We start from the raw sequence: 6000 nt of genomic DNA, 5'->3' as shown, positions 1-6000 counted from the left end.
CAACAGTACCCGTTGGAGTTACCCACATTCCAACATCGGTTCAATAGTAATACTGACACAGTTTATTTTACAGACCCGAACAACGATTGGAATTAAAGTATTCCCATGCTGCAACTTCTAATGAAACCCTTTTGGTAAGTATTGGGCTGCAATATGGTTGCGTATCCCCATTCGGAGATATCGTCCCCGTAAAGTATGGCTGCGCGAAAGTTCTTCAGGCAAAAGCAATTGGTCCAGGATATCAGGAACTCCCTACAACGTAATCACTTCAATACTCGATGCTCTGCATCATTGATGAACTGATCGCTACTTCTTAAGCTTCGGACTCTTCTTACCGTCGTCTTTGTTAGACTTACCCTCATCCTTAGCCTCCTCCTCGATCACCCTCACTAACTCTTCATACCACGCCTCGCCATACTTGCGAATGAGCGGATCGCGCAGGAACTTGTAGACCGGCACCTGCAACTCCTTTCCCAACGCACAGGCTGGTGAACAGATGTGCCACTTGTGATAGTTCACTGCTTCAAAGTTCTTCTTCTGTGTGATACGGATCGGATACAGATGACAGGAGATCGGCTTCTTCCAGGAGATAACGCCATCGTTATACGCCGCCTCGATACCGCATTTCAGAATACCCTTCTTGTCATAGATAGCATAAACGCACTCGCGGCCTTCGATTACGGGAGTTACAAGATCGTCTTCGTCGTCGACAGTGTGGGTACCCTGCTTTTCAATTTCTTCGACTCCCCGGGCACTCAGATAAGGCTTCACCTTGGGATAAATCTCTTCCAGGATGGCCAGTTCCTCCTCCAGCAGGGGCGCTCCGTAATCCCCTTCCACGCAGCACGCACCTTTGCATTTTTCAAGATTGCAAACGAATTCCTTGTCCCGGACGTCGTCCGACACCAAAACCTCTCCGACTTTAATCATGGTGCAAAGTTAACCCTTAATCGACGTCAAAAAACCAAAAATACCCGTCAAAAGTGCCGGGACAGGGTGCAAAAGGTGGTCACACTTTGGCTTCCCGGGGTATATAGCTTGAGGGAACCACTATGCAGACCTTTCTCAGCAGGCTCAATTACAAGCGCTATTTCGTGGGGCTATTCACCCTGACAATGCCACTCATGCTGGCAACGCTTGGTATCAGCATCCTGCTGCAGAACATTCGGGAAGGACAGCCGTGGAAAGAATGGGGTATCACGATGGTTATGCCCTTCCTTGGAATTTTCTACATCATCACCACGCTCATACATTATTACCGGAAGTCACCGAAGATCACCATCAATGATCATGAAATCTGGATCGGCAACAAAGTGATCAATGTGTCCGACATTGTTCTGGTCACTGTTCGCGGCAAGAGCTCTGACACGGTTCTCTTCGTTCCCTATACTTTTGAATCCAGCTCACTCCTGCTTGCCGATGGAAACCAGGTTTCCATTGCCGTAGAGAATTATGAAAATGGAAACGTGATCAGATTGAATCTGAGTCGCCTCAATGATTTCATTCTGGGTAAGTCAAAGAAGTTTCATCCGGTATCATCGCATGGCGATGATCAGATCATACGTCACCCCATCGACATTCAACGTGCGCGTGTCTTCAAACTTATGCCATTGAAGTCGTTCAACAACCTCATTTTTTTGGGGATGTGTGTCGTAGCTGTTGGCGTAGCATTTGACATCACGCGGCCGTTACTGCTGATATTTCCCTTCACTGTCTTCACGTTGTTTTATTCTCTGCTCATCAATCAGAACCATTACTTTATTGTGAGCGAGAATCACCTTATTGTGAGATGCTTTTTTCTTCCCCGCTGGGAGCGCTCATTTCGACTGGATGACATCCAGATCGTAGAAACAGAAGAAGTGCCCCGTCAGCAAACAGCGCTGAAGCTTATGACCAGCGACTTCAGAATATACCGTTACCAGTCAGGCCTGTTGAACTATGAACTTTTTGAACAGCTCATTCGCGCCATTCATGTGCGCAAGAGTGTATCGCTGACGCATACGTTGATTCAGAAGTATAAGCAGAATTAAAGGTTATATATAACCAGAATTTATATCCAGCGGATAGCGAAGTCCATTTTTTTCTACACGCCAATCAACCACAATTACCATTACCATTTAAACGAACAGGTCGATCAACTCCATGAACGATTATACTTCTAAGTTGAGGCATATCATACCCGCCTTCTTATATGTGACGATCGGTACATTATTAGCCCTCGTCTTAATAAGATATTTTCTGGCAATTGAAACAGAACTGTTGGATTTTAAGCAAGAGGTTTGGCAACTCTGGCTGCCGCTCTCACTACCCTGGATCCCAATTACGATATGGTTGCGCCCAAGATTTCGAATTTTAACTTACAAGAAGGACAGCGACCGCAAGCAGTTTGGGTTCCAGCTGCTGACAGCAGTTATAATGGCTGTCTCCATGATCATCTCGCAGATGTACCTGACGACAGAAAGCGGAACGCTGCAGGAGGTGACTTAACATCGAAGATCTGGATAAAAAAGAACCAACGAGATATTATCAAATCAATTCCTTTCATCCACTCGCATCCTTCGGCACATCATATACTGACTTTCGGGCTAGTGGACAGCATAACCAGTATCTGAACATCCATGTGTATTTCGCCTGTCCAATCGTAAATGATAGTCTGGACGATCAAAGAGATTCATTCAAATACTGGTATGGAGTTTCCTTTAAAAAGCAAATCGGCAATCGACTTAGTGCAGACCAAAAGGAACGCGAATACCAGGCTTTCTTCGCTGAGTGCATTGATAAGATGAATCGATTCGTATTTCACGACTTAACCTATTTTGAACGACTACCAAATTCGGAAGACCGGGATGGATTCCTGAAAGCCGTGGGTACGCGTAATGGAACACATATCAAAGCAGTAATACTGGAACCGAAGCACGAGGCTTTCGAAGTTCGAAGCGGCAAGATGCTGCAATGGATCTTTGGCTCCTATTTGATTGGAACTTCACTCTTTCTTCTCATTCTTGTCTCTGGAAGAGTCAGCAAGCGAGAGTTAGCGAGGCAACGCGCAGGAAAGAGACCAAAAGAAGATGACGTTGTTAACATGTTTAAGTTTCTTATTCCGAAACAGCCACATTTAGTTACGTCAGTTGTTCTTGATATTAATATTATTGTCTTTCTGCTAATGGTCTTTTCTGGTGTGCATATCATCTCGCCTAACGGACTGGAACTTTTGGAATGGGGAGCAAATCGAAGAGCAGAAACGACGTCCGGTGATTGGTGGCGGTTGCTTAGCAGTATGTTTTTGCACGGCGGGTTGATGCACCTCGCGTTAAATATCTACGGATTGTATCTGGCGTCGATCTTTATTGAGCCTATGCTTGGTCCAGTTCGTTATGCACTCATTTATTTTATATCGGGAATTGCCGGAAGCATTGCCAGCATCTGCTGGTATGAAAACACGATAAGTGTAGGAGCATCAGGTGCAATCTTTGGATTGTGTGGCGCAATACTGGCCGTGACACTTACCGGTCTCCTTGCCAAAGAGGGCAAAAAATTGATCCTGATCCTTTTCGGCCCTTACGTTTTTATTAATCTTCTGATGGGTCTTACAGGAGGAATTGACAACGCGGCACACTTGGGAGGGCTCGTCAGCGGAGTAAACGTTGGATTGATAATCTACACTACCATGAAGCCGGAAATAAGAGATGACATGAGTACTCAGTAATCCGCGTACTACGAACCTAACATTCTTCAAACAACTCATGACTGAGCACTCCGGATTAAAGACTTAACTTGATTATCTTGTTCTTCTTAAAACACCGCCATGAGGGAATATCGCCTGGGAATAGTTGTCACAATTTTTGCCTATGTGTTCGCTGGCGGAGCTCTTGTCGGCGCCTACTTTGCATTGAAGGCTGCGCTTGCCGCAAGTTCTCAAACCTCCGGACTGACATTTCATCTGATTGTGGCTGCATGTATTGGTGTAGCCATCTATATGGTTAAAGAGATTCAGATCAGCAAGTTTATCATTGCTGTCGATCGCATATCTCTCGTTTCCGTGATATACAAAAGAAGCCTCGCCCTGGACGAGATCAAAGGATGGCGGGAGGGAAAAGATGAACTTCATATTATACCAAAGAACGATTCGTTAAAGAAGATCCGCGTTACTACTTATTTTAAAAACAGTGACGAGATACGTGAATTCCTTGGCACAAATTATCCCAACCTGGATGCTGCCGATGCCCAGGCCGAGGAGGATGAAATATTAAACGACGAAGCCTTTGGCGCCGATCCGGAAGAACGAGGTATTCGCCTTGAACAGGCACGTAAGGCTGCCAGATACACCGAATGGTTTGGATGGGGAGTCGCTGCATGGCTGTTCTTCTATCCCACCCCCTACACGCTATGTTTGTCAGCAGGGATACTATATCCGCTTCTGGCGATCGCAGTTTGCTTCCGATACCGCGGACTCATCCGTGGCGAAGGAAATAAAAATGAAAAGCATCCTTCGGTGATGGGATCATTTATCGTTGTTTCATTGATGCTGGCGTTCCGCTGCATGAAGGACATCAACACTTTGGATTATGGCTTCGGATGGTTTCTCATGGCCATTATTGCAGTGGTCGTGTTTGTGATGTATGAGTTTTCTACCTCGCGGTTTAAATTCAAAAACAAGAATGAGTTGGTGACCGTTTTTCTCTTCCCCATTTTTACGTTCGCTTATGGGTACGGAGCAGTAACCATGGTAAACGCAGTTGGAGATCGGTCAGCGCCGACTCAGTATCAAACAGAGGTGATTGCAAAACGTATCTCGAATGGAAAGTCTACTTCTTACTATCTGGAACTAAGAAGATGGGGCGATCTTAAAGAGGATGAGGAGATAAGCGTAACGCGTTTGATGTACGACGACACCGCCATTGGAGATGGGATGATGATAAGTCAGTATCCGGGATTGCTGGGGATGAGCTGGATTGTAGTGGACTAGGTTAATTCCTAAAACAGCTCATACTGCATGTTCTCCGCGCCGCTCACCTCGCGCAGGATATTACGCGTTGAAAACTGCTTGGAGAAAAATCCGATATGATATGCGGGAAGCTCCATCATCCGCGACTCGAGCTTGTGCGTAGACATCGATGCGTTCAATCCCGCCACGAGCAGGTTGTTTTGGTACAAGCGAATCAATCGACGATAGAAATGGTGATTGCTTTCGAGGTCCTTCAATTTAGAGACCGATGATTCACCAATGTATCTGCGCAGCGTATCAGACTGTTCTTTCGCATAATAACGGCAGTCCATCCGGTTGTTCAGAACAAAAGTGAAGGGCATGAGCAGGCTGCAGTTCAATGCCGCCAGTTTATTTACGGTCGAGAACGGAAGTTCGAGAGAGAATGAATCGGCAAGAACAAGCACAGCGACCCTCTTGCCTGGCTTGGAAGTCGGGATAAGTGAAAGAAACCTGTCAGGGTCGCGCGGGTTGGAATGAATGATCTCTGTGTCAAGTGATGAAAATGCCCGGCGTATGCGTGTGTCAAGAGCCTTAAGTTGATCGGCGTCGCGCTCACAAAAGAGCCATCTTGTAAAAGGCAACGCATCGCTCATGGCGGCAAAAGTGGCGCCGGGGAAAATATCTTTTTGATGTCCTGAAGAAAATAGGCCACTGCCGGCAAACAGATCAACGAGCACTACTTCATCCGCGCGCGACAATGCAGTTACGATGAATGCCTGCAAATAACTCTGGAGTACTTGAACCTTTACTTTAAACCATGGCTCTGCGGCGCTGACGCTTAAGCCATCGTCAGAAAAACCGGGAACTGTTTCGCGCGATTTTAAGTTCAAAAAATTATAGTTTAGCGATACGACGTCGACGAAGACCGTTGCCTTGAGCCTTTGCAAACTGTTGTTCAAAATTAACTTGTGTCCAGCGTTTCTGCCAATCTTTTCGCGAACGCTATGAAATTTTTGTTCGATTGTAAGTGCAACTCCTCAACTGCTTGTGAATACTCGTGTGCTTGCTAACTT

The 6000-nt window shown here is 46.0% G+C and carries 6 protein-coding genes; 4 read left to right on the top strand and 2 right to left on the bottom strand.

The window, feature by feature from the left end:
- Positions 1–306 precede the first annotated feature (306 nt).
- Positions 307–930 carry a DUF3109 family protein gene (locus tag WBG78_RS30285; RefSeq protein WP_337330293.1) on the bottom strand — a complete coding sequence of 208 codons (624 nt, stop codon included), beginning with the start codon at positions 928–930 and terminating at the stop codon, positions 307–309.
- A 122-nt stretch (positions 931–1052) separates the two neighbouring features.
- On the opposite strand from WBG78_RS30285, the gene WBG78_RS30280 reads away from it, so the two are divergent.
- The 4 genes from WBG78_RS30280 (at position 1053) to WBG78_RS30265 (ending at position 4966) form a co-directional block, all read left to right on the top strand.
- Positions 1053–2030 carry a hypothetical protein gene (locus WBG78_RS30280; RefSeq protein WP_337330292.1) on the top strand — a complete coding sequence of 326 codons (978 nt, stop codon included), beginning with the start codon at positions 1053–1055 and terminating at the stop codon, positions 2028–2030.
- Between the two features lie 112 nt (positions 2031–2142).
- Entirely contained in the window at positions 2143–2487 is a 345-nt protein-coding gene (locus WBG78_RS30275; protein ID WP_337330291.1) for a hypothetical protein, read from the top strand.
- A 133-nt stretch (positions 2488–2620) separates the two neighbouring features.
- Positions 2621–3706: a rhomboid family intramembrane serine protease gene (locus tag WBG78_RS30270; RefSeq protein ID WP_337330290.1), complete on the top strand. Its 1086-nt coding sequence runs from the start codon at positions 2621–2623 to the stop codon at positions 3704–3706.
- Positions 3707–3805: 99 nt separating this feature from the next.
- Entirely contained in the window at positions 3806–4966 is a 1161-nt protein-coding gene (locus WBG78_RS30265; RefSeq protein WP_337330289.1) for a hypothetical protein, read from the top strand.
- Between the two features lie 8 nt (positions 4967–4974).
- On the opposite strand, the gene tcmP is transcribed toward WBG78_RS30265, so the two are convergent.
- A complete protein-coding gene (gene tcmP / locus WBG78_RS30260; RefSeq protein WP_337330288.1) occupies positions 4975–5817 on the bottom strand; it encodes a three-Cys-motif partner protein TcmP in 843 nt (280 codons plus the stop codon).
- Positions 5818–6000: the final 183 nt, after the last annotated feature.

Origin of the sequence: Chryseolinea sp. T2 (assembly GCF_037203685.1) — a bacterium.
Taxonomy (GTDB): domain Bacteria; phylum Bacteroidota; class Bacteroidia; order Cytophagales; family Cyclobacteriaceae; genus Chryseolinea.
This window is presented reverse-complemented; position numbering and strand designations above follow the sequence as displayed.

Bases quoted from the DNA above. Each gene is read 5' to 3' on its own strand.
- WBG78_RS30285 (WP_337330293.1), bottom strand. From the start codon at position 930: ATGATTAAAGTCGGAGAGGTTTTGGTGTCGGACGACGTCCGGGACAAG.
- WBG78_RS30280 (WP_337330292.1), top strand. From the start codon at position 1,053: ATGCAGACCTTTCTCAGCAGGCTCAATTACAAGCGCTATTTCGTGGGG.
- WBG78_RS30275 (WP_337330291.1), top strand. From the start codon at position 2,143: ATGAACGATTATACTTCTAAGTTGAGGCATATCATACCCGCCTTCTTA.
- WBG78_RS30265 (WP_337330289.1), top strand. From the start codon at position 3,806: ATGAGGGAATATCGCCTGGGAATAGTTGTCACAATTTTTGCCTATGTG.